Below are 22,385 nucleotides of genomic sequence, written 5' to 3'. Positions count from 1 at the left end.
CGGCGCGCTTCCCTGCTATCGTGCGTGGATGATGACCGAGGGCTTCACGATTCGCAGTACGACGGCAGCAGACTGGCGCGAGATCCGGGAACTTCGCCTGGAAATGCTCCGCGACACGCCCCTCGCCTTCGGGGAGACCTTCGACGTCGCGCTCGCGCACGACGAGGCCGAATGGACCATGCGCGGTGCGCGCGGCACCACCGAGCATTCCATCGTGGTCGTGGCGATCGCGCCGTCCGGCCGCTGGATCGGCACGATGGCCGGCTACATTCCCGACGAGGCCACCGGCCCGCTGCTCGTCGGCGTCTACGTCGCGCCGGACTACCGCGGCGGGGCGGCGGGCGTGACGGATGCGCTGCTGTCGCGGATCGAGGACTGGGCGCTCACGGAATCGGGTCGGCTCACATTGCACGTGCACGAGCACAATGACCGTGCCCGTGCCGCGTACGAGCACCGCGGCTTCGCGGCAACCGGAGTGACCGCGCCATACGACCTCGACCCGACGACGCGGGAGCTCGAAATGGTCAAGCAGCTCACCGCACAGCGGGCGTGACCCACACCGCTACGGCGGGAATCCGCGGAGGCCGTCAGAGGTCGCTCGGACGGGTGATGTCGAGGCGCCGGACGGATTCGGCGGGGGTTTCGCTCCGGAGCAGCAACACCGCAGACAGGTCCCCGGCACTCTCGGCCTCATCGATGAAGGTGGTCTGCACCTCCCTGTCCCACTCCTCGCCCCTGATCCGGGCCTCCTCAGCACTGATCGCCTCGGCTTCCCGCGGGTCCCGGCGCGGCCGACGTGTCCCCGGTTCCGCGGGGTGCTCACTCAGGTAGGTGCGATGCGCGGCCCGTTCGAGACGCCCGGCCCGGAAGTGGGTGCAACCGAAGCTGACGGGGAAATAGGCAACGGCCGCGATCACCAGTCCCATGAGCAGATTCCCCTGGACGACGAACAGGGCCCCGCCCAACAGGAACAGCGGCGCAACACTGAACATCACCCACGCGACCAACAAGTTCATCCCGCCGGTCGTCGAACTCGTTTCCCTGTTTCTCTGGGGCACTAACACGGCCGTTCTCCTCCGGTTGTGAATCGCGATGGTGCGGGTCTACACCGGTGCTACGGCTGCGCGAGGCGCTGGGCGGTCCACTGCGCGTCGAGGTCGGCGAGGAGCTTCTTCGTCGGGTCGGTGGCATCGGAACGGGTTGCCCGCGACGCTTCTCCTCCGGCTTCCCATTCGACGGTGAAAACGGTCGGACGGTCGAAGACGGCGATTTCGGTGGGCCGGGTCTTCCACAGTCCGCTCGCGATGACGGCGTCGACGATCTGGCGCCCCAGCACCGGGGTGTACTGGTGCGGCGTGAGCGACAACCGGGTCGGCGAGACGTACACCGGGACCGCCGCGTCTCCGGTCCCGAGCGCGGCGAGCGCGGCGACCAGGCCGAGCTGGGCCGGAACGGTCCCGTCGCCGTTCACGTAGACCCCGTACGAACCGCAGCTGACGGCCACCTTACTGACCCCCGCCGGGCGCGGCTCGGCGTCGATCGCCGTCGTGACGGCCGCGCACTGGCCGGCGGCCACCGGCGAGACGGCGATCGTGCCGTCGGCAGTGGTCCGGTAGGTCGTCACGCCCGGGAGTGCCCCCAGGAAGTCGAGGAACGGACCGTAGCCGGCGCTGGCCGCCGTCACCGTACGGAGGGAATCGGAGGCCAGGTCGCCGTCGACGGAGACGGTGAAGGTGTTGGCAGCCAGCAGCGGGTCGGCCGCGAGGGGCTGGAGGACGGCTGCGACACGCGTCACGGCCGCGATGTCAATCGTCCCGACGTTCGTGTCCGAACACATCGACGCGTCCAGGGACGTGACCTCCGGGTCGGCGATGAGATCTCCCACCACGGCGAGGAGGTTCGCGTTGGCGAGGCAGGTCGGCGCCCCGCCGTCCGCGGCGAGCTGCGGAGCCTCATTCGAGAGGGAGAATCCGTCCCCGCCCCACGAGGTTCGGACGCTGACGGGGGCCGGGCTCCCCGCGCTGTAAGCGGTGTACACGGGCAACAGCTGAGCCTTCGTCGTGACGAGATCGAGGCCCCGGGTATCGACCATCCCGTCGGTGACAGCGGGGTCGTGGGTGATGGCGATCAGGATGTCGGCCAGGGCAGACGTTGTCGTCGCGTCCTCATCGACGAAGAGTGTCACCCGGTGATATTCCAGCGACATTCTGAGGGCGTTCTTCCCGGCGAGGTACTGCGCGGAGTCCCGCGCGAGTTGACGCACCTGGTCGTCGGTGGCGGAGTCCTTGATCTTCGCGCTGACGTTGGGGTCGCACATCGCCTCGCACCCATCCAGGTGCATCGAGGACGACTGCACGATGGGGTGGTCGCGCATCCACTTGTTCGCGGCGTTCCCCTGAGGCGAGCAGGCGGTGAGGGCGCCCGTCGCCAGGACGCACAGGACGATGGCTGCGAGTGCGCGCCGGCCGGAGACGGACGCACCGCGAAAGGGGCGCGCACCCGACGGCATCCGCTCTCGAGAACCCTGAACCATGCGACGCCCCCCGTGCGCTCGGAGTGTGCGAGCGCACCCCTGTTTAGCAGCTTTGCCCGCACGCCGCTCGGTTCACGGTCAGTCGAGGGGCGGTGTCGCCGCTTCCTGCCGGGCATCGATCTCACGGATGATGTCCGTCGCGCTCGCGGGGTCGATCGCGCGTTCCCGCACCGCCCGGGTCAGGGCATTGCGCTGGCGGTCGAAGCTGGCGCCCGCGTACTCGTCGACCGGAGCGGTCGCATCGTCTGATGCGGCCCCGGCGGCGTCCGCGACGGCGCGGGCCCTGGCCCTGCCCTCCTCGATCTCGGCGTCTTCCGCGCTCGTGTCGATGCGCAGCATCCGGGCGAGCACCGGCAGCGTCGCGCCCTGCAGCAGCAGGGTGCCGACCGCGACGATGAACGCGACCGTCTGGATGAGGGTGCGGCCGGGAAACGGCGCCCCCGACGCAATGGTGAGGGGGATGCCGCCGGCCGCGGCGAGGGTGATGATGCCGCGCATCCCGGTCCAGGAGACGAGCAGGTTCTCCGGCGGAGTGAGGGTCTCGATGTGGCCGAGGTCGCGGCCGCCCTGCCGGCGACCCGCAGACTCGCCCGGCCTACCCCGACCGCCGGAGGTCCCGCCGCGACCGCCCCGACCGCCGGAGGGCCCGCGCCGATCGCGCCGATCACGTCGACGGACCATCGCCGCCGGTTCGAGCGAGCGGGCGAGGCGTTTGGCGTACACGAGGAGGGCCAGTTGCGACCGACCGTAGCTGAAGTACACCCACGCGAAGCGGCAGAGCACCACGGCCAGGAGCACGATCAGCGCGAGGCCGATCGTCGATCCGGCCGGGGTGCTCGACTCGGCCAGGTCTTCCAGAACGAACCGGAACTGCAATCCCATGTACGCGAAGACGAACGCCTCCAGGAGCAGGTCCACCACGGGCCAGAGCGCGGCCTCCTGCAGCCGGGTGCGGAACGCCGTGGAGGGAGTGCCCGCGGGCACCGTGCGGTAGTTGGCCAGGCTCACGGTGAAGCCGGCGGCGACGACCGCGATGATGCCGGAGGCGTGCAGGCTTTCGGCGGCGAAATACGCCAGGAACGGCACGAGCAGGTTGAGGCCGCTCTCGATGGTGGGGTTCCCCACCTTCGCCCGCACCGATGACATGAGCCGGCCGAGAATCACCCCGAGGAGGAGCCCGATCACGGCCTCCCAGCCGAACAAGAGGAACGGGTTCTCGATGAAGCCGGCGTCGCCGGTGACCGCTGCGACCGCGACGGCGAACAGGGTGAGCGCCGCCGCATCGTTGACCAGGCTCTCCCCGGTGAGGATCGAGACCGTGCGACGGGGGAGGCCGAGCTCGCGTCCGTGGCTCACGGTCGTGACGGAGTCCGGTGGGGCGACCACGGCGGCGAGGACGAGCGCCCCGGCCAGGCCGAGTTCCGGCGCGAGCCACGAGGTGAGGAATCCGACGACGACGGTCGTGAAGACGACGAGCCCCACGCCGAGGCCGAGGATGCTGCGGAGGTTCCTGAGGAACGCGAAGAGCGAGAAGTTCAGGGTGGCGGAGTACAGCAGCGGCGGCACCACAACCCCGAGGATCAGGTGCGGGTCGAGCTGCAGCCGCGGGAGTCCGGGCAGGAACGAGAGCGCGGCGGCGAGCGTGACCGTGATGATGCCGGCCTGCGCTCCCCGGCGGTGCGCGAAGGCCGCGATGAAGAGGGCGCCGGTCATCACGAGGAGCAGCTGTACGTCCATGGTGCCTGCCTTCCGGAAGCCGTGGTCCCAGTCTTGCCCATGGGCGGACGACGCCTGGGTCACACGTCTGCGATCATGAGGCCATGGACATCGGAAATCAGGCAACGTTCGGCGGATGGTGGTTCGCATTGACCCTCGTGAACGCGGGGTTGGCGGAGTCGAAGGGGCGCGGCCGGCTGATCTGGTGGTTGCTGTCCCTCCTCCTGGGACCGATCGCGACTTTCCTGATCGTCGTCATGCCCCGGGGCACCCTCCCTTCCTGACCACGCCCGGCCTCGGCGAGAGGTGCCTGCGGAGCGCAGCGCGACGGCGTAGCCGTAGAACGCGCTGTCAGGAGCGTTGCGGCAGGATAGATCCGTGAACTCAATTTCTCCGGACGTCCTCGTGAGTACCTACCTGAAGGCCCTCAGCACAGCCGATGCTGACCTGGCCATCAACCTTTTCACGCCGGACGGGGTCGTAGATTCTCCTCTCTACGGTGTCCAGCCAGCGCGAGACTTCTACCCGGCGCTGTTCGCCGACACGGCAGAGTCCGTGCTCACGCTCCGGGAGACCCTCCTGAGCGCGGACGCCAAGACGCTTGCATTCTGGTTTGATTTCGATTGGGTTCTCGCGAACGGAACTCCTGCCCCCTTCACCGTTGTCGATGTCGCTGAGCTTGATGAGGGCGGACTCATTCGACGCCTGCACATCGTGTACGACACTCATCCCATCCGGGGCTCCTGGCAGATCCAGAACCAAGGGTAGGGCAACAGCAGGCGGCCCGGCTTCGACCGCTCTCCGCCCGGCTAGCGCCGAGCCAGGGCCGCGATGAACCCGCCGACGAACGAGTCGCCCAGTCCGATTGTTGTCGGCGCGGCCACGGTGAGCGCGAACGCGGGCAGGCACCGGACAGTGGGGCCCATCCGGTCCTCGAGGTCGGCAGCGAAACGGGTGCCGAGCGCGTTGGGCACCCGGCTGTCGATCTCCCGGTAGTCCCGCTCGGTGAAATCGTCCCCGTAGCAATACCGCGTGCTCGCCATGGTGATGCCCCCCTGCAGGCTCGCGGCATAGGACGCTGCCAACTCACCGAGGGCGAGTGACCAGTACTTCGTGTGCACGACCAGGGTCGCGGCGGGGATCAGGAGCTGCAATTCCCGGAGGGCCTCGGCCACCTCGTCGACGGCCAGGAGATCGATGGGGCGTCCCAGGTAGGCCTGCATTTCATCCTCGTTCATGCTGTACACGTCGATCACCCCGATGAGGGCGTCGCGCACGTACCGGCTCATCGCCGGGACATGGAATCCGGCGTCCTCGTAGTAGACGACGGCATCGAGCGGTAACTGTTGCATGTGCTGCCGGATGTCCAGCAAACGTTCTCGGAGCAGGTCCGTGTCCTGGATGACGTTGAACCCGGAGATCAGGAATATCTCGGCCTCTCGGAGCGCCTCTCCGAGACCCTCGCTCAGCAGCAGCCGTTCGTTCGGTGGATCATTGGCGTAGATGACCCGGTTCGGGTGCGGCGCATCCAGGTCGATGTCCCCGGCCTGGACACGCGCACCCGCGCTGAACTGGACGATGAGATGCGGGTCGGTCGTGTCGTGATCCGCACTGCAGAGATAGGCGCATCCCGCGGGGAGCAGCCTGCGAACGTGATCGTCGATGCTGACCAGGTGCACCGTGCTCTCGACACCGAGCGCCTGCATCGCCATCGCGGCGCGCACGCACGTGCCGCCCAGGGTGATCCTCCGATCGAACCGGGCGGCGAACGTCTCCACGATGTCGGAGGAGGCGACGAATCGCTCTCCTCCGGCACCGCCCGCGAGAAACGCGAGCAACGTGACGACCAGGTCCCGCTCGCTCATCACCGGGATCGCGGCATCCAGCTCCGACGCGCGAATGGAGTATTCGCGAATGAGGTGCTCGATCACCCGGGAGTCCCAGGCGATCTCGTAGTCGACGGTGCCGCCGAGCCCCAACACCAGTTTTTCGCGCATGGAAATGTGTGCCAATCGATTAGTAGAGTGCTGCTTTTCCGGCCGCGTTGAACAGGTCGATCTTCTGCGCCGCGGTGACCTTCATGGCGGCGACGCAGGGCGGCTGGATCGTGTTCGGCTCCCGGACACCCGGGTCGGCCAGGACCTCGCGCATCTTGGAGTGGTACGACGACTTGATGTCGCTCGAGATATTGATCTTATTGATACCCAGCCGCACGGCCTCGCCGATTTCCTGGTCCGGGTTGTTGGATCCGCCGTGAAGGACCAGCGGGATGCCGACCTTGCCGGTGATCTCGCGGAGCAGGTCGAGCTTGAGCTCTGGCTTCATGCCTGCGGGATAGATGCCGTGGCTCGTGCCGATGGCAATGGCCAGGCTGTCCACGCCGGTGGATGCGATGAACTTCACCGCGTCGTCGGGATCGGTGAAGATGATGTTCGCCGTGCCGTCTTCGGCCTCGCTGTCGGTCTTGCCGATCGTGCCGAGCTCACCCTCGACAGAAATTCCCACGGCATGCGCTGCATCGACGACCCGCTTGGTGATCGCCACGTTGTCGGCGAACGGAAGCAGGGATCCGTCGATCATGACGGAAGTGAAACCGCTCTGGATGGCCACGAGCACCTGCTCGTAGGTCGCCCCGTGGTCCAGGTGGATGGTAACCGGCACGGTCGCGCGGTGAGCGCGCGCAATGATCGCGGGAAGCATGTCGACGCCGATGTGACTCAGTTCGTCCGGGTGGATCGCAATGATCAGCGGTGAGTTCTTCTCCTCGCTGATCTCGAAGAGACCGTTCATCATCGCGTAGTCGCTGACGTTGAACGCCGGGACCGCGAAGTCGTTCGCGTTCGCGACGGCCAGAAGGTCGATGCCATTAATTAACATGCGGGGGTTCTCCTTGGTTGGGGTGAAACGAGAGGGAAAAGACAGACGCGGCTAGTTCTTGACCGCTCCTGCGGTCATGCCGCCGATGAAGAAGCGTTGGAAGAAGAGGAAGAGGAGCAGGACCGGGATGCACCCGAGGATGCTCATCGCCATCATCTGGTTCCACTCGTAGGAGTTCTGACCCATCAGAAGCTGGATGCCGATGGGCACAGTGCGCATGTCCTGGGTGCGGGTCAGGGTAAGCGCGAAGAGGAACTCGTTCCACGAGATCATGAAGGTGTAGATGCCGACCGAGACGATGCCCGGGATGGAGATCGGCACCAGGATTCGCCACAGCGCTCCCATCGCACTCGCCCCGTCGACCCGGGCCGCCTCGTCCAGTTCCTTGGGCAGGGTGTTGAAGTAGCCGGTCATCATGATGATCGCGTACGGCAGGGTGAACACCATATAGGTGAGGATCAAGCCCAGGTAGGTGTTGTACAGGCCGAGGGTCACCATCAACCCGAAGTACGGGATGAGCAGAGTGATGGGAGGCACGCCCTGCACGCTCACGATGATCATGTTCAGGGGTTTCTTGAACCGGAACTCGAATCGGCTGAAGGCATACGCCGCGAGAATGGCGATGAGCAGAGTCAACACCGTGACGGACAAAGACACCACGTAGCTGTTGATGAAGAACCGCACCTTGGTGGGGTCGGTCAGGATCGACGTGTACGCATCCCAGGAGAAGTTGTCCGTGATGAGTTTCGGCGGGGAAGCAAAGATCTCCGTATTCGACTTGAACGAACTCGAAGCCATCCATAACACCGGGAAGCCGGCGAAGACTGCGCCGATCAGCAGTCCGATGAACAGTCCGGTCTTCTTCGCCAGGTGAACCCGTCGTTTGGTCGCAACCATTTCACTCCCGCGCTTTCTGGTATCGGGCATAGACGTATGCGAGGACCGTCGACACGATCAGGAGCAGGACGGCACTCGCGGACGCCTGGGAGAACTCGTAGTTGCTGAAGGCCAGCTTGTACGTGAACGTGCTCAGCATCTCGGTCGCGTTGATAGGCCCACCGCCCGTGGTCATCCAGATCAGCGCGAACTGCTGCGACGTCCAGATGACGTCGAGCAGGGACATGCTGATGATGATGGGCTTGAGCTGAGGCAGCGTCATGTGCCAGAACTGCTGGAGCGCCGAAGCCCCGTCCACCTTGGCTGCTTCATAGAGGTCCGTCGGAATCCCCTGCAGGCCGGCCAGGAGGCTGACCATGTAGAACGGGTACCCGGCCCAGATGTTGATGAAGGTGACGGCAAGCAACGCCGTCCCCGGCGTCGACAGCCACTCGATGCCCGTGGGAGTGATCCCGAGGCCGACCAGGACGTAGTTGATGACGCCGTTCGGATTGAGCAGCAGTCGCCAGAGGATGGCGATGATGGCGACCGTGAACAGCCACGGCAGAACGTAGATCACCCGGAAGAGACCCGTGGTGAGATTGCTGAGCAGTTTCGTGTTGAGCATCATGGCGAACAACAGGCCGAGGACGAGGTGGGCAATGACGCTGACGATGGTGAAGATCGCCGTATTGAGCACGGCAGTCGGCAGGACGCCGTTGCTGAGCACCTTGACGTAGTTGTCCAGCCCGACGAACTCCGGATGTTTGTTGGTGATGACGTTGTCCATGAGCGAGTAGCCCATGACCATGGCGATCGGGATGAACATCAGGACGAAGAGCAGGGCCGCGGTCGGGGAGATGAATCCGTAGGGCGTGAGCCTGCCGGTCAGCGACTTCGCCGCGGTCCTCGGCTCAGCACCCGTGGTGCGTGTGGTTCTCAAGACGTAGTCCCTCCTTGAGTTTGGGTGGCCGCGCCGGGAACGAGTCCTGACGCGGCCACGCGAGGCTGGGGTGCGCCGGAACGGCTAGAACTTCGCCGTCCAGGCGGCCTGGGCCTTGGTCAGCATGTCGTCGACCGACTGGGTTCCGGTCAGCGCGCCCTGGAACTGCTCGTCGAAGTCACGCATCAGCTGTTCGGCGACCGGCAGCCCGACGAATTCGTTGACAGGCGTGCCACTTTTGTAGATGTCGAACGCTGTCTTGAACAGCGGGTCGGTCCCGGTGAAGTCCGGTGTGGACGTCGTGTTCCCGGGGAAGGCGTGTGCGAGCGTCGACAGCGTGGAGTTGGTCTTCTCGCTCATCAGGAACTGCACGAGCTTCCAGGCCTCCGCCTTGTGCTTTCCGGTGTCGGAGACGCCGATGCCCCAGGACGCGTATGGGATGCCGCGCTTGCCGGTGAAACCGTCCGTCGCGGGAATCGCCGAAATGCTGAACTTGAGGTTCGGGTTCTTCTCCCGGATGCTCGTGACGTGCGACAGGGAGTCGATCATCATGCCGACACGGCCGTTGGTGAATTCCTCCACCTTGTCCTGTTCCGTCATTGTGAGGGAACCGGGGGCGATGACGCCCTTGTCCCAGAGGTCCTTCACGTAGTTGGTCGCGCTCGTGACATCGGCGTTCGTGAGGTCCGGGGCGCCCTTCTTGAGCATGCTCCCGCCCGATGCCCACGCCCAGGACATGACGTCATTCTGGATTCCGTTCGGCGCCTGGAGCGAAAGCGGGAGGACCCAGCCCTTGGCGTCCCCGCTCTTGGTCACGGCTTCGGCTGCCGCGGTGAACTCAGTCCGGTTGGTGGGCGGTGCCGTGACGCCGGCCTTGGCCAGCAGGTCGTCGTTGGTGAACATGGGATAGACGAAGTTGAGCACCGGGATCATGAAGGTCGAGTCCTTGATCTTGACCTGACTGGCCAGCTGGCTCTCGTCGTACCCGGCATCCTTCATCAGCTGGGAGAGGTCGGCAAGCGCGCCCTGCTTGGCGAAGTCACTCACCCACGCCCCGTCAAGTCCCACAACGTCGGACATGACTCCCGAGGCTGCGCCGGCGACAGTCTGGTCCTTGGTTGCCGCGTACGGCGCGCTGAGCAGCTTGACCGTAATGTTCGGGTTCTCCGTCTGGAATTCGTCCATCAGGGTGCGCAGTGCCCCCGCTGGAAGTTCCGGCTCCCACCACTGGGAGAATTCCAGCGTGACCTTCTCGTTCGGGTCTGCGGTCGCGGTAACCGAACTACTGGTACTGCACCCGGTGATCAGGGTGACGGCCATGCCGGCGACGACAAGAGGGACGACGGCCCTCCGGACCATAGCGCCTTTGCTATTCATGGTTCTCCATTCCAAGTTTTGCTGTGTTCTGCTGTTGTATGCGCTTTTCTGCGCCTTGTTGCATGATGGTAGCGGAGTGAATTGCTGATCGTCAAGCATACAAAAGCATCAATTTGTGACGGCATATGCCGTGACTTCACTGAATTTACGGGGAGGACCGACCGCTCGGGAGTCTCGCCTGTATGCATGGTCATGCGTGAATGTCCGGGATTATCCCGATCAAATCGACAAAGTACTGAGTGAAAATGCAAGAAAATGCTAATATCAGGCATGTCCCATTCCACAACCCCGCGCTCGAACCGGCCCGATCAGGCCGCCCGCCTACCCGCGGGACGCAAGGCCGATCTCGCCCTGTTCGTGTCGGAGGCAGGACAGGTCACGGTCGGAGCCCTCGCGGAGCACTTCGGGGTCTCGGCCGACACCATCCGAAGGGACCTCGACCAGCTCGACGCCGACGGGGTACTGGTCCGGACCCACGGCGGTGCGGTCAGCCAATCGGTCATGGAGACCACGGAGAAGAAGCTGGACCTCCGATTGCGGCTGCAGACATCCGCGAAGGACAGGATCGGCGCGCTGGCGGCCGGCCTCGTGCAGGACGGCTCCGTCATCATGATCAACGCCGGCACGACGACGCTGGCAGCGGTGCGCCACCTGGACAAGCACCGCAACCTGACGGTGGCCACCAACAACCTCCGCATTCCGATCGAGATGCCACCGGATGTCTGTCGTGACCTGTATGTCTTCGGCGGCGCCGTGCGACTCAGCGGCCAGTCGACCATCGGACCCGTCGGTTTTCAGTTCGCGGGCAGCGGGAACGACCTCGATGTGCGCTGCGACCTGGCCCTGATTTCGGTGGGGGCCGTTTCGGCCGATGGCGGATATTCGACAAGCAATCTGGCCGAGGCGGTCATGATGAGCGAGATGGTCGCCCGGGCTTCGCGTGTCGCGATCCTCGCGGACTCAACGAAGTTCGGGCGCCAGCTTTTCGCCCAGGTCGCCGAGCTGGGCCGGGCCGACTATTTCGTCACGGACCAGGCCCCGCCGGCCGACCTGGCCAAGGCCTTCCGGGCGAATAACGTGGAGGTGCTGACGCCGCCGCCCGGCCCACCGGACAGGCCCACCGAACCGTAGCGTTCCGCCCGACTACCCGAGCAGGGCGCGGAGCCCGACGAGTGCGGTGAGCTGGTGCTCGTAGATCGGCGCGGTCCCCGCGGACACGTCATCGCCGCGGCCGACGTGGAACGGGTTGATCCGCACGATCGGGAGGTCGTAGCGGGAGTGCAGGTCCCAGGTCAGGTTGCGCAGGTTCATCACGGTGAGGCCGACCCCCACCTCGAGGATGACCGTGCTGCCGGCGTCCTCCGCGGCGAGGTGCCGCTGATAGTCGAGGAAGTCCTCCTCCTGGAGTTCGTTCGCCGCGTTGTTGAACCAGTAGTCGTCGAAGAACAGCACGTTGGGCCGGGCCAGACTGCCGCAGGTCGGGCAGACGGTGGTGGCGAGGCCCGGGTCGACGGTCGGGAAGACGCCGTGCGCCTCCGGTTCGGCGAGGCACTGGGAGCGATCGTAGGCGCCGTGGATCTCGAGGAGCTTCTCGGCAGGGAAGCCGTGGTCGGTGAAGGCGGTGTCGACGTTGGAGGTGAGCACGAAGTAGTCCTTCGCCGCGGCATCCAGCCAGTCCTGGAGCACGAAGTACGGGTCGGCCGGCCGGGCGGGCTTCTCCGATTCGCGCATCTCCCGCCAGGTTTCGCGAAAGAACGCGGCCTGCTGGTCGGGTTCCTCGAGCCAGAGCGGCGCGCAGGAGTGCTCGAGGTTCGTGTGGCCGTAGTGCGAGACGGTGTCGCCGTACGCCGCGTTGTCTCCGGTCCAGTAGACGGGGGTTCCGATGTCGGCGCTCATCCCGGCGCCGGCGATCACGATGATGCGGTGCGCGCGCGCGAGCAGCGCGCGGCTCGGGGCAAGCGGGGTGTGCAGAACGGATGCTGTCGGTTGGGCGGACGGGACGGGCACGGAGCATCTCCAGAAACGGCCCGAGTCGACGGCCGCCCTTCCATTCTGCGCCTCAGACCAACGGCCGGATGAGCGCCGGGTCCTGCCGCTCGGCATCGGGCACCCGCACGCTGTTCACCCGCCGGGAAACCGGATAGCTCTCGATGTGTGCCGCGACGGCGCTGGAGGTTCGGTCGAGGAGGTCGAGCAGGTGATTCGGGTCGGTGAGTTTGCCCGGCCTGAGCCACTCGTCCCAGACATTCCGTTCGAGGAATGCGGGCATCCGGTCGTGGATCTCGCCGGACGCGTCGCGCGCCTCCCGCGTGATGATCGTCATGCTGTGGGACCAGGAATCATCAGGCTCCTTGCGCGCCGCATAGAGTCCGGCCGCGGCGAGGAGCCCGCCGCCGTGGATGAAGTGCGGCTGCTTGCCGTCCGGGAGGCTCTCCCACTCGTAGTAGCCCGTCATCGGGACGATGCAGCGCCGGGAATCGAAGGCCGTGCGGAACATGCCGTTGGTGGCAACCGTCTCGATCCGGGCGTTGATCGGCGCGGGTCGGTTGCCGCCGGTCGACCAGGCGGGCTTGAGCCCCCAGGTCGCCGCATCGACCTCGCGGGTGATCGTGCCGTCGTGTTCCCACTCGCGCACCACGGGCACGCGGTCGGTCGGCGCGATGTTGTACGACGGCCGCCAGTCCCGGAAATCGCCGCCGGACGCGACGAACTCCTGGATCAGATCGTCGGTGTCCTTGTCCATCGCGAATCGTCCGCACATGCGCTCAGGCTAATCCGGCCCGTGCGTGCTGACAATCGCGCGGCTAGGCTTTGCGAACCGGCATTCCCGCAGCCTGTTCGTTCTGGAGGAGTCACCATGGGTCTCTTTTCGCCCGGTTTCATGGGCCGTCGCCGCGAACCCGTCCCCGGCCTGCCCCCGGGCCAGCACCTCGTCACCGACTTCCCGGTGCTCTCGATCGGGCCGACCCCGCGGGTCACACCCGAGGAGTGGCGCTTCAGCATCACGAGCGAGTCCGGGTTGATGACGACCTGGACCTGGGACGAGTTCCAGGCGCTGCCGCAGGAGGACGTGACCGTCGACATCCACTGTGTGACGAGCTGGTCGAAGTTCGGTACGGGCTGGCGCGGCGTCTCCCTCGACACGCTGCTCGACGGTGTCGACACCCAGGCGGGGTTCGCGATGGCGCGCAGCTACGGCGGGTACACGACCAACGTGCCACTCGACGAGCTGCGCGGCGGCAAGGCCTGGGTGGCGCACCAGTTCGACGGCTCGCCGCTCGCCCCGGAGCACGGCGGCCCCGCCCGGCTGCTCGTGCCCGCGCTGTACTTCTGGAAGAGCGCGAAGTGGCTGCGGAGCATCGAGTTGTCGACCCGCAACGATCCGGGTTTCTGGGAGCAGAACGGGTACCACATGCACGGCGACCCCTGGCGTGAAGAACGGTACTGGTGACTGACCTTCCGGCGAGCGCCGCCCGTTCCACGTGGAACGCCTCGGACTGGCACGAGGCCCTGGTCGTCGAGGCCTACGCCGAGACACCGACGGCACGCACGATCCGGATGCGGCTGCCCGCGGCCGCCGCGCTGCCCGCGCTCGTCGCGGGGCAGCACATCGACGTGCGCCTGACCGCGCCGGACGGCTACACGGCGGTGCGCTCGTACTCGCTCGCCTCGGCGGCGACCGGGGGGATCCTCGAGATCACCGTGGAGGAACTCACCGACGGAGAGGTGTCGCCGTATCTCGTGCGCGGCCTCGATGTGGGCGACCGGCTCGAGATCCGCGGACCGATCGGCGGCTGGTTCGTCTGGCTCGACGAGGAACCCGCACCGGTGCAGCTCATCGCCGGCGGCTCCGGTGTTGTTCCGCTGATGGCCATGATCCGCGCCCACGAGGCGGGCACCAACCCGTCGCCGTTCCGTCTGCTCTACTCGGTGCGTTCACCGGAGATGGCGTACTACCGCGCCGAGCTCGAGGAGCTCGCCCGGGTCTCGCCCCGGTTCGACCTCGACTGGGTGTACACCCGGCGTGCGCCGAGCGGATGGCCGCACGCCCCCGGCCGCCTCGACCTCACGCGCCTCGCGGCGAGCGTTCAGCCCCTCGGCAGCACCGCCCTGACGTATGTCTGCGGTGCGACCCCCTTCGTCGAGTTCGCGGCGGACGCCCTCGTTCGCTCGGGCCGGGATCCCGCCCGGATCCGGACGGAGCGCTACGGCGGTGCCGAGGGCGGCTGACGTTTCCGCGCCGCCGCGGTCACGTAATGTCGGAGATTTCCGCGACATGCCGCATCCGCCCCCCGGACCGGCGGCGTTTCGCAAAAATCTCCGACTTTACGGCGGCTCAGCCGACGGCTGTCGAGACGAACAGGACCGCCTCGCTCGCGACGAGGTCGTCGAGTTCGAGGACCCGGTCGAGGTCGTGCCCGGCCGCGATCGCCGCGGCGTGCTGCTCGGGAGTCTGCGGTGCGAGGCGGCCCTGCATGAACCCGCCGAGTGCCCGCACCGCGCAGGCCGCGATGATGCCCTCCGGTGTCCCGCCGACACCGACGACGACGTCGACGTCGGTCCCCGAGGTCGCTGCCGTGACGGCGGCGACGATATCGCCCTCGCCGACGAGACGGAGCTCGGCGCCGGTGGCCCGGATCTCGGCGATGAGCGTGGTGTGGCGGGGCTTGTCGAGCACGACGACCACGAGATCGGTCACGGCCGCCCCGGTGACGGCGGCGAGCCGAGCCAGGTTCTCGGCGATCGGGCGGCGGATGTCGACAACGCCCCGGCCGGCCGCGCCGCAGATGAGCTTGTCCATGTAGAAGACATCGACCGGATCGAACATGGTGCCGCGCGGGGCGAGGGCGATCACGCAGATCGAACCGGGGAGACCGGCGGCCGCGAGGCGGGTGCCGTCGAGCGGGTCCACGGCGACGTCGCAGAGCGGCGCGACGCCCTGGCCGAGCGCCTCACCGTTGGCGAGCATCGGGGCCGCGTCCTTCTCGCCCTCGCCGATCACGACGGTGCCGGAGAACGGGGCGTCCGCGAGCACGGCCCGCATGGCCGTGACAGCGGCGTCGTCGATGGCGATCTTGTCGCCGAGGCCGAGCCACGGCAGGCAGGCCGCGGCCGCGGCATCCGTCGCCTCACGCACGCGGGCGACGAGGCCGGCGGGATAGGAGTGCGCGCCGAGCACGACGGCGCCGGGACCTGAGTCGCCGGGGATGCCGGTGGGCCCACTTTCCGGCTCGGAGGAGGGACGAACGGGAACGGGTGTACCGGAGACTGGAATGGCGTCAGCCTAACCCTTCCGTGTTACGAACGCAGGTCACGAGCGCACCAGCGCCGTGCCGTCGGCGCCGAGGTAGTCCCGCCAGGACCGCTTCGGAACCCAGCCGAGCAGGCGCTGAGCCTTCGCGCTCGAGATGCCGGAGGTATCCGTTCTGGACAGCGGGCGCAGCTCGATCCTGTCGCCGTAGTACGTGTGCAGGATCTCGGCGAAGTCGCGCCCGCCGACGTTGTCCGGCGAGGCGATGTAGAACACCTCATGGCCGGGCAACTCGGACTCCACGGCGAGCACGATCGCGTCGGCGAGGTCGTAGGCGTCGATGTAGCTCCAGAGATTCGGGCTCAGCACCGCGGCATCGCGCACCTGCGGGCCGAGGTTCTGCTCGTAGTTGTCCTCGTTCTGCACCCAGCTCGGCCGCAGCGAGATGCAGCGGATGTCGGAACGCGCGACGGCCGCGTCCATCAGCTGTTCGCCGAAGTGCTTGGTGAGCGCATAGGGGTCCTGCGGGTGGATCGGGTGCTGTTCGTCGACGGGGGCGTAGTCGGGCAGGAAGTCCCGCTCCGGGAAGAAGAAGCCGGGAACGGTCTCGCTCGAGATGTTGACGAAGCGCGGCACGCCGAAACGCACGGCGGCCTCGAGCACGTTGAAGGTCGCCATCAGGTTGGTGCGGAACACCACGTGGGCGGGGTTCGCGGTCGGGTCCGGGATCGCCGCGGTGTGCACGACGGCGTCTGCGCCGCGGATCACGGCGAAGGCCTCGCCGGCATCGGTCAGGTCGGCCATCATGTAGCGCGCCGCGCCCTCCACCGCCCGCTCGAAGACCGGGCGGGCGAGGTCGACCCCCGTCACCTCGTGTCCGGCGGCGAGCAGCGCCTGCACGGCGGCCCGACCGACTTTTCCGTTGGCACCGGTGACGACGACCTTCATGGGAGCTCCTTTGCTGAACGTGCGGAAGCCTTCACGCTACCGTGCCGACACCGCGGCTCGGCGCGAGCATGTCGCGAACCGGGCGAGCGGATGCGTGACGTCGGAGATTTTCGCGACTCGCGGCATCCGCCGCCCGGCATCACGGTGTGTCGCGAGATTCTCCGACTTTACGTCGCCTACGGCGCACCGCTCAGACGCCGATGTCGCGCTGGCGCAGCACGAGCGCCGTCGCGGCCGCGACGAGCAGCGAGCCGCCGTAGAACGCGAGGAAGGCGATCGGCGTTCCGCCGTTCGTCATCGGGTAGTTTCCGAAGGCCCAGTAGTAGGGCGAGAGCCCGTGCAACCACTCGAGGTCGGCACTCTGGTTGCCGAGGGCGTTGAACACGTAGCCGACGACCGCCACGAAGGCGCCGGCACCGATGCCCCACACCCTGCGGCCGGTGAGGGCACCGCCGAGCATCGCGACGCTGCCGCAGAGCAACACGAGGCCCGCGAAGAGCAGGCAGGTCTGGGCCAGGTATCCGACGTCGATGCCGAGCTGGCTCGGGCCGTTGAGAAGTGCGATCAGCACGAACATCAGGGCGGTGATCAACAGGATCTTCAGCACGAGGGCCGCGAACCGTTCCACGACGACCTGCACGCGGGTGACGCCGTGGGCGATGGTGAGCTCGAGCTGGCCGGACTCCTCGTCGCCGCCGAGCATGGCCGCGCCCCAGCCGATCGAGGCGATGCCGATCAGCAGGAACCCGATCAGGCCGAAGACCGTGGCCTGGGTGTAGCCGGCACCGGTGCTGATCTGGTCGTAGTTGAGGGTGCGGATCAGGGCCCTCGGCAGCGAGTCGATGAGCTTCTGCATCTCGGAGGTGCCGATCATGCTCGGGTAGAGCGGCAGGTAGAGGAAGATCGCCGCCGCGATGCCGATTCCCCAGCCGAGCATGGCGCGCCGGCCGTCGGCGAAGGCCTTGCCGAAGATCGGCAGGGGCGCGCGGCGGACATCCGTTGCCGTGGACGCGGTCATTTCGATTCCTTCCGTTCGGCGCGGGTCCCGCGGACCTTCCTGGTCGCCCGGGCGGCCCGATGCGACTCGGCGGATTCCCCCGGGGCGGTGTAGAGCGCGAGCACGGATTCCTCGAGGTCGGGTTCCTCGAGCACGAGGTCGGTGAGGCTGAGCGTGGACACGGCCTGGATGAAGGGCTGGATCGCACCCTCGAGGGTCGCGGTCGCCTCGGTGGCCGCCGCTCCGGTCTGGCTCGTGACGGCCGTGCAGACGAGCCCGGCCATGCCGGCGAGCCCGCCGAGGAGCCCGGCGAGGTCGGCGGGGCGGATGCCGGTGGCCGTCATCCGCAGGTGCCGCACGGCCGTCTGGCGCAGGGCCTCGACGCTCGCGACGGTGATGATGCGCCCGTCGCGCAGGATCGCGACCTCGTCGGCGGCCTGCTGGATCTCGCTGATGACATGCGAGGACAGGAATACGGTCTGGCCGGCGTCGCGGGCCTCCTTGACGAGGAGCAGGAACTCCTGCTGCATCAGCGGGTCGAGCCCGCTCGTCGGCTCGTCGAGCACAAGAAGTTCCGGCTCGTGCATGAACGCCTGCACGATGCCGAGCTTCTGCTTGTTGCCGCGGGAGAGTTTGCGCACGGGCTGACCGAGGTCGAGGTGGAAACGTTCCGCCAGTTCGTCGATGTGCCCGGTGCGGACCGGCCCGGAGATGTCGGCATAGTGCTGCAAGAGCTTCCGTCCGGTGATGCGGCCCTCGAGGATAAGTTCTCCGGGCAGGAAACCGATCCGGCGGCGCAGCTCGGGGCCGGCGTTTCGGGAGTCGGTGCCGAGCACGGTCGCATGGCCGGAACTCGGCCGGATGATGTCGAGCAGCGCGCGCATGGTCGTGGTCTTGCCCGCGCCATTGGGACCGATCACGCCGAACACGCTGCCGCGGGGGACGGTGAAGGTCACACCATGGAGGGCCTGGGTGCTGCCGAAGTGCTTGGTGATCTCGACAGCCTCGATCGCGGCATCCATGCGCGGGGAGGACGCGCCGGGATTCGGTCTGCGCGCTGTTTCGACGTGACTCATCGGGTGTCCTCTCGACTGGGGTATTCCTGACTCGGCATGCGTGCCGCTGCGGACTCGGGTGCGGCCGCGAGGGCGTTCCGGGTGACGTTCAGTACGGTCTCGTCGGTGTAAAGCCCGTGGGTATACAACTCGACCGAGGGCAGCGCAAGCCGTCGCATCGTCTCCTGGCCGAGGCCCCGGCCCTCGAAGCCGAGCGCCCTGGCGAGGTGTGAGCTCAGCGTCATCATTGCGAGACTAGTCATCGTGATCAGCGCAGCCTCAGCGCGCGGGTCGGAGGAAGGGTTCATGCTCCCGTCGGCGACGCCGGCCCGGATGATCGCTTCGGTCTCGTCGACGATGCTGTCGACGAAGTTGCGGCCGGCCGTTGTCTCCTCTGTGATGGCCCGTGACAGGTAGGCGACGTCGACCTCGTACTCCGCGGGGTTCGCGAGGTACCCCTGGATCACGGCCTGGAGTCCCGCCGGGCTTGACTTGTCGCGGGCGGCGGCCAGGATATTCCCGATCACGAATTCGTCACATTCGATGCGGAGGTTGTCCTTGCTGCCGAAGTGATGCACGACCAGGCTCGCGCTCACGCCCGCGGACGCAGCGATCGCCCGCAGACTCGTCTTGCGGAAGCCGTCATGCGCGAAATGCACGATCGCGGCATCCCGGATCAAGGCCCGCGCGGTGAGATCCTCTGGCGCGGAGAGGTGAGCTGTACGCATGTTCAACATGCTAAACACTTGTTCAGTCCGGGTCAAGGTTCCGAACCGCTGTCAGGCGGGTGTGGGAAAATGGAGAGTGAACCCTGGAGGTTTCCCATGTCAACCATTCCCACAGCGCTTCCCGTCCTGCCTGCATCCGTCCACCTCGCACCCGGTGTCGGTGGGCTTCCCATCGTCCGGGTCACCGGCCGCGCCGGCTCGGCCGAGGTGTACCTGCACGGCGCGCACGTTGCCTCGTGGGCTCCCGCCGGCGGTGCCCCCGTGCTCTGGATGAGCGCGGGGAGCCGCTTCACCCCGGGCACCGCCATCCGGGGCGGCATCCCGATCTGCTTCCCCTGGTTCGGTCCGAACGCAGCGGATGCGACAGCGCCGGCCCACGGGTTCGCCCGCGTGACCGAGTGGCAGCTGTCCGGTGCGGCAGAGGTCGGTGACGATGTCGTCCTGACGTTCCACCTCACGGACTCGCCGGCGACGCGCGCGTCGGCGTGGCCGCATCCGTTCGAGGCCCGCTACACGGTGACCGTCGGTGCGACGCTGCGCCTCGAGCTCACCGTGACCAACCGGGACACGGTGGCCGTGACCGTCGAGGAGGCGCTGCACAGCTATTTCGCGATCGACGACATCCACCGCACGACTGTGGCGGGGCTCGAGGGCGTTCCGTTCCTCGACAAGGTCGCGGGCGCAACGCCCACACCCGGTTCACCGGAACCCGTGTCCTTCACGGCCGAGACCGACCGGGTCTACTCCGGCACGACGGCAACGACGACGATCGACGACGGAGCCCGCCGCATCGCGGTCACGAAGACCGGCTCGGACAGCACGGTCGTCTGGAACCCGTGGATCGACAAGGCCGCCGCGATGGCGGACTTCGGATCCCAGGAGTGGACGGGCATGGTCTGCGTCGAGACCTGCAACGTGGGCGCGGACGCGATCACGCTCGACCCCGGTGCGAGCCACACCATGACGGCCGAGTTCACCGTCACCCCGGCCGCCTGAGAGTCACCTTTCCGGTCGAGAGTGACCGGTGTAGCGGGCACTCTCGACCGGAAAGGTAGGAGTCAGGGGGCGGTCGGGGAGACCGCGACGTCGCGGAGCAGCCAGCCGACGGCGTCAGCGGCGCTCCACCCTTCGGGGTGCGCCGCGAGGAGCACGGCGGCGCCGTCGATGTCGTTGCCGAGCGTCAGCAGCGGCACCTCGACATAGCCGGTCTTGCGGGTCTGGCCGAGGCCGACGGTCGCGGTAAGGGCGTTGCAGAGGCAGGCGCGGCCGGTGGCGTCCTCGGCGGTGCCGCCCTTGCGCACGTACATGTGCACGGGTTCGCTCGGGCAGCGGAACCCGACCGTGCCGTCCTTCTTGGTATAGGGCTCGCGCAGGTAGCTGAGGTCGCAGAGACGCACCCGGTCGGCGTAGACCGCCGGTTCGGAGAGCGTGCCGGGCAGCTGGGCGACCTTGAACGGGAATCCGGTCGGGGAGGCCGCGGCGTCCGTGCGGATCGAGAGCTCCGTCGCGTCGAGGCGGCCGAGCACCTGGTCGCGCAGCTCGGGCGCGAGGCCGGACTCCTGGCTGAGCGCGAACAGGGTGCCGACCTGCACCCCCTGCGCGCCGGCGGCGAGCGCTACGGCCAGGCGTTCCGGCTGGCCGTAGCCGCCGGCGAGCCAGAACGGCAGGCCGAGTTCGGCGATCTTGGCGATGTTCGCGTCGTCGCGCGGGCCGTAGATCGGCTGGTCGTCATTGTCGAGCGTGAGCCGGCCGCGCGGGGGCGCATTGTGCCCGCCGGCCGTCGGACCCTCGATGATGAACCCGTCCGGGCGGATGTCCGCATCGCGCGCCAGGTAGAACGCGAGCACGTGCGCCGAGACGATGGCGACGAAGAACGGGCGGTGCAGGGGCGGGAGGGTCTCCGGTGTCAGCCCGAGGACGTCGACGGGATCCACGCTCACGGTGTGCACGGCATCCGCTTCGGCGCCGTGCACGTCGATGTCGATCGTGCCGACCCTGCCGGCGGTGAGTTCGTCGAGGAGGTGCGGGATCTGGCGCGGGATGCCGGCGCCCATCAGCACGTAGTCGACCCCGGCGAGCATGGCGCCGAGTGCTGCCGGCGGGGTCGCCATCTGCACCTTCTCCATGTAGTTGATCCCGACGATCCCGGCATGGCCCTCCTTGGCCAGCCAGACCTCGGTGAAGTTGCCGAGCACGCTGAGCTCCTGCTGTTCGCGGGTGGGCGTCAGGGAGAGCTTGGGCACGGGAAGGTACGGCTCGCCCGCGGCTCGCCCCTCCGCCTGGAAGTACCGCTCGAGCACGGGTCCGACGAGGGCGGGAACCGGGAACGCGGCGAGCGCACGGCGGATGTGGCCGCCGACGTCGCCGTCCTGCAGCCTGCGCGTGAGCACGGAGTCGAGGGCGACGCCGGAGACGACGCCGAGCTGGCCGGTGCGGGCTACCGCGTTGGCGAGCCGCCAGGAAGACACGGCCATGCCCATGCCGCCCTGGATGACCACGGGCAGTTTTCTGTCGGACAAGAGGGCCTCCGTCGATGTGCGCCGGGGCGTCCGCCGCGAGAACGGGGGTGCCACTGCAGTCGCTGAGACCGGGGGTGATCAGTTGCAGGGCGCAGGGCAATCGTAACCCACGGCATATACCGGAAAAGGGTTGCATCCGGGCCCCGAGCCCGCGACCAAACGGGCGGATGGTGGCACACTGTTCGACGAAGAACGGAGAAGGAGGTTGACCTGCTCCCGTCTGAGTGGGCGGAAGCGCACTGACACACCGAACGAATCCCTGCTCGTGAACGAAAGGACGCTTGACATGAGTTTCATCGGATTTCTACTTCTCGGGCTGATCGCCGGAGCGATTGCCAAGGCCATCCTGCCGGGAACCCAGGGCGGCGGGTGGTTCGTGACGCTGCTCCTCGGAGTGGTGGGCGCGATCCTCGGCGGCTGGCTCGGGTCGCTCCTCTTCGGCGTCGGGATCGGCGATTTCTTCCAGCTCTCCAGCTGGCTGCTCGCCATCGCCGGATCGATCATCGTGCTGCTGATCTACGGAGCCGTCGTCAACCGGCGGCACACCGCGTAACGGCGGTCTGAA

At 67.4% G+C, this 22,385-nt stretch carries 24 protein-coding genes; 8 read left to right on the top strand and 16 right to left on the bottom strand.

Annotated features, from left to right (window positions below):
* The first annotated feature begins 28 nt into the window (after positions 1 to 28).
* Positions 29 to 553 carry a GNAT family N-acetyltransferase gene (locus MQH31_RS15960; protein ID WP_243012845.1) on the top strand — a complete coding sequence of 175 codons (525 nt, stop codon included), beginning with the start codon at positions 29 to 31 and terminating at the stop codon, positions 551 to 553.
* 34 nt (positions 554 to 587) lie between these two features.
* Here MQH31_RS15960 and MQH31_RS15955 read toward each other — a convergent pair whose 3' ends face one another.
* The 3 genes from MQH31_RS15955 to MQH31_RS15945 all read right to left on the bottom strand — a co-directional run bounded on the left by MQH31_RS15955 (position 588) and on the right by MQH31_RS15945 (position 4,270).
* A complete protein-coding gene (locus tag MQH31_RS15955; protein WP_243012844.1) occupies positions 588 to 995 on the bottom strand; it encodes a hypothetical protein in 408 nt (135 codons plus the stop codon).
* A gap of 119 nt (positions 996 to 1,114) precedes the next feature.
* A complete protein-coding gene (locus tag MQH31_RS15950; protein WP_243012843.1) occupies positions 1,115 to 2,533 on the bottom strand; it encodes a hypothetical protein in 1,419 nt (472 codons plus the stop codon).
* 78 nt (positions 2,534 to 2,611) lie between these two features.
* On the bottom strand, positions 2,612 to 4,270 hold the full coding sequence (locus tag MQH31_RS15945; RefSeq protein WP_243012842.1) for a cation:proton antiporter: 1,659 nt from the start codon (positions 4,268 to 4,270) through the stop codon (positions 2,612 to 2,614).
* Positions 4,271 to 4,353: 83 nt separating this feature from the next.
* Between MQH31_RS15945 and MQH31_RS15940 the strand changes: the two genes are divergently transcribed.
* Entirely contained in the window at positions 4,354 to 4,533 is a 180-nt protein-coding gene (locus MQH31_RS15940) for a hypothetical protein (protein WP_134534807.1), read from the top strand.
* 94 nt (positions 4,534 to 4,627) lie between these two features.
* Positions 4,628 to 5,017, top strand: coding sequence for a nuclear transport factor 2 family protein (locus MQH31_RS15935; RefSeq protein ID WP_243012841.1), 390 nt, complete (start codon positions 4,628 to 4,630; stop codon positions 5,015 to 5,017).
* A gap of 41 nt (positions 5,018 to 5,058) precedes the next feature.
* On the opposite strand, the gene MQH31_RS15930 is transcribed toward MQH31_RS15935, so the two are convergent.
* The 5 genes from MQH31_RS15930 to MQH31_RS15910 form a co-directional block, all read right to left on the bottom strand.
* Positions 5,059 to 6,246 (bottom strand): ADP-dependent glucokinase/phosphofructokinase, encoded by a 1,188-nt coding sequence (locus MQH31_RS15930; RefSeq protein ID WP_243012840.1) that lies wholly within the window; start codon positions 6,244 to 6,246, stop codon positions 5,059 to 5,061.
* Positions 6,247 to 6,265: 19 nt separating this feature from the next.
* Entirely contained in the window at positions 6,266 to 7,126 is an 861-nt protein-coding gene (locus tag MQH31_RS15925; RefSeq protein WP_134534805.1) for a ketose-bisphosphate aldolase, read from the bottom strand.
* Positions 7,127 to 7,177: 51 nt separating this feature from the next.
* On the bottom strand, positions 7,178 to 8,053 hold the full coding sequence (locus tag MQH31_RS15920) for a carbohydrate ABC transporter permease (RefSeq protein ID WP_243012839.1): 876 nt from the start codon (positions 8,051 to 8,053) through the stop codon (positions 7,178 to 7,180).
* Positions 8,025 to 8,945, bottom strand: a complete 921-nt coding sequence (locus MQH31_RS15915; RefSeq protein WP_241976267.1) for a carbohydrate ABC transporter permease — start codon at positions 8,943 to 8,945, stop codon at positions 8,025 to 8,027. Before MQH31_RS15915 ends, MQH31_RS15920 begins: the two co-directional genes overlap by 29 nt.
* An 84-nt stretch (positions 8,946 to 9,029) precedes the next feature.
* The gene (locus MQH31_RS15910) at positions 9,030 to 10,322 is read right to left on the bottom strand and encodes an ABC transporter substrate-binding protein (RefSeq protein WP_198415895.1); all 1,293 of its coding nucleotides are present in this window, start codon (positions 10,320 to 10,322) and stop codon (positions 9,030 to 9,032) included.
* Positions 10,323 to 10,592: 270 nt separating this feature from the next.
* On the opposite strand from MQH31_RS15910, the gene MQH31_RS15905 reads away from it, so the two are divergent.
* Positions 10,593 to 11,453 (top strand): DeoR/GlpR family DNA-binding transcription regulator, encoded by an 861-nt coding sequence (locus MQH31_RS15905; protein WP_243012838.1) that lies wholly within the window; start codon positions 10,593 to 10,595, stop codon positions 11,451 to 11,453.
* 12 nt (positions 11,454 to 11,465) lie between these two features.
* On the opposite strand, the gene MQH31_RS15900 is transcribed toward MQH31_RS15905, so the two are convergent.
* Both MQH31_RS15900 and MQH31_RS15895 read right to left on the bottom strand, forming a co-directional pair.
* Entirely contained in the window at positions 11,466 to 12,329 is an 864-nt protein-coding gene (locus tag MQH31_RS15900) for a Sir2 family NAD-dependent protein deacetylase (protein ID WP_243012837.1), read from the bottom strand.
* A gap of 52 nt (positions 12,330 to 12,381) precedes the next feature.
* Positions 12,382 to 13,083 carry an SOS response-associated peptidase gene (locus MQH31_RS15895; RefSeq protein WP_243012836.1) on the bottom strand — a complete coding sequence of 234 codons (702 nt, stop codon included), beginning with the start codon at positions 13,081 to 13,083 and terminating at the stop codon, positions 12,382 to 12,384.
* A 96-nt stretch (positions 13,084 to 13,179) separates the two neighbouring features.
* Here MQH31_RS15895 and MQH31_RS15890 point away from each other — a divergent pair, with 96 nt between their 5' ends.
* Both MQH31_RS15890 and MQH31_RS15885 read left to right on the top strand, forming a co-directional pair.
* A complete protein-coding gene (locus MQH31_RS15890) occupies positions 13,180 to 13,773 on the top strand; it encodes a sulfite oxidase-like oxidoreductase (protein WP_134534800.1) in 594 nt (197 codons plus the stop codon).
* Positions 13,770 to 14,552, top strand: a complete 783-nt coding sequence (locus MQH31_RS15885) for a ferredoxin reductase (protein WP_243012835.1) — start codon at positions 13,770 to 13,772, stop codon at positions 14,550 to 14,552. Before MQH31_RS15890 ends, MQH31_RS15885 begins: the two co-directional genes overlap by 4 nt.
* A 106-nt stretch (positions 14,553 to 14,658) precedes the next feature.
* Here the strand turns inward: MQH31_RS15885 and MQH31_RS15880 are convergent, their stop codons facing one another.
* From MQH31_RS15880 to MQH31_RS15860, 5 genes are all read right to left on the bottom strand, one after another.
* Positions 14,659 to 15,501: a class II fructose-bisphosphatase family protein gene (locus MQH31_RS15880; protein WP_241976263.1), complete on the bottom strand. Its 843-nt coding sequence runs from the start codon at positions 15,499 to 15,501 to the stop codon at positions 14,659 to 14,661.
* Between the two features lie 132 nt (positions 15,502 to 15,633).
* Entirely contained in the window at positions 15,634 to 16,521 is an 888-nt protein-coding gene (locus MQH31_RS15875; protein WP_243012834.1) for an NAD-dependent epimerase/dehydratase family protein, read from the bottom strand.
* 190 nt (positions 16,522 to 16,711) lie between these two features.
* Positions 16,712 to 17,539: an ABC transporter permease subunit gene (locus tag MQH31_RS15870; protein WP_243012833.1), complete on the bottom strand. Its 828-nt coding sequence runs from the start codon at positions 17,537 to 17,539 to the stop codon at positions 16,712 to 16,714.
* Positions 17,536 to 18,594, bottom strand: coding sequence for an ABC transporter ATP-binding protein (locus tag MQH31_RS15865; protein ID WP_372488172.1), 1,059 nt, complete (start codon positions 18,592 to 18,594; stop codon positions 17,536 to 17,538). Before MQH31_RS15865 ends, MQH31_RS15870 begins: the two co-directional genes overlap by 4 nt.
* Positions 18,591 to 19,301, bottom strand: a complete 711-nt coding sequence (locus tag MQH31_RS15860) for a TetR/AcrR family transcriptional regulator (RefSeq protein WP_243012832.1) — start codon at positions 19,299 to 19,301, stop codon at positions 18,591 to 18,593. The genes MQH31_RS15865 and MQH31_RS15860 overlap by 4 nt, the downstream gene beginning before the upstream one ends.
* Before the next feature lie 96 nt (positions 19,302 to 19,397).
* Between MQH31_RS15860 and MQH31_RS15855 the strand changes: the two genes are divergently transcribed.
* Positions 19,398 to 20,297, top strand: a complete 900-nt coding sequence (locus MQH31_RS15855) for a D-hexose-6-phosphate mutarotase (RefSeq protein WP_243012831.1) — start codon at positions 19,398 to 19,400, stop codon at positions 20,295 to 20,297.
* A gap of 62 nt (positions 20,298 to 20,359) precedes the next feature.
* On the opposite strand, the gene MQH31_RS15850 is transcribed toward MQH31_RS15855, so the two are convergent.
* Positions 20,360 to 21,820 (bottom strand): nitronate monooxygenase, encoded by a 1,461-nt coding sequence (locus MQH31_RS15850; protein WP_243012830.1) that lies wholly within the window; start codon positions 21,818 to 21,820, stop codon positions 20,360 to 20,362.
* Between the two features lie 286 nt (positions 21,821 to 22,106).
* Here MQH31_RS15850 and MQH31_RS15845 point away from each other — a divergent pair, with 286 nt between their 5' ends.
* Positions 22,107 to 22,373 carry a GlsB/YeaQ/YmgE family stress response membrane protein gene (locus tag MQH31_RS15845; protein ID WP_134448476.1) on the top strand — a complete coding sequence of 89 codons (267 nt, stop codon included), beginning with the start codon at positions 22,107 to 22,109 and terminating at the stop codon, positions 22,371 to 22,373.
* The last annotated feature ends 12 nt before the right edge of the window (positions 22,374 to 22,385 follow it).

It is taken from the genome of Cryobacterium zhongshanensis, assembly GCF_022760445.1.
Taxonomy (GTDB): domain Bacteria; phylum Actinomycetota; class Actinomycetes; order Actinomycetales; family Microbacteriaceae; genus Cryobacterium; species Cryobacterium algoricola.
Note: the sequence above shows the minus strand (reverse complement) of the source record. Positions and strands in the feature narration are given on the sequence as shown.